1 protein-coding gene is annotated in these 542 nt (G+C 55.9%); it reads left to right on the top strand.

What is annotated here, in order from left to right; translation table 11 throughout:
- Positions 1–542: immunoglobulin-like domain-containing protein (locus E4O98_RS18945; RefSeq protein WP_248135976.1), on the top strand; the 542-nt coding region annotated here is incomplete at both ends.

Here is a 542-nt window from a genome sequence, read left to right as displayed (position 1 = left end):
CGTTGACTGTCACTCTGGATAACGGTCAGACCATCACCATTGGTGTGAATCAATCCAGCGGTACTGTTACTACCGTAGCGCCGGATGATGTCTACAAAGGCGATCAGACCGTTACCACCGCCATCAGCGGCGTTACGGGCGGCGAGCACTTTGAAAACCTGGTGCCGGGCACTACGGCGGTGAACACCACCGTTACCGATACCCCAGGTACCGATAACCCCACGACTGTTACATTGACTGCGCCGAGTGCCGTTAACGAAGGTGGCCAGATCACCTACACCGCTACCTTGAGCAACAAGGCCGGTACTGACGTCACGTTGAAGCTGGATAACGGTTCGTCGATCACCATCAAGGCTGGGGACACTGTCGGCACTGTGACTGTGCCGGCGCCTACCGATGACGTGTTCATCGATAAAAGTACCCAGACGGTCCAGATCACCGAAACCACGGGCGGCAACTTCGAGAAGTTGGAAGTTGCAGGCAATGGTGCGACCACCACGATCAACGACACCATCGACAAAGTTGATGTGGTCCTGACCGCT

The organism is Pseudomonas sp. W2Jun17, from assembly GCF_023127795.1.
GTDB classification, from domain to species: Bacteria; Pseudomonadota; Gammaproteobacteria; order Pseudomonadales; family Pseudomonadaceae; genus Aquipseudomonas; species Aquipseudomonas synxantha_A.
This window is presented reverse-complemented; position numbering and strand designations above follow the sequence as displayed.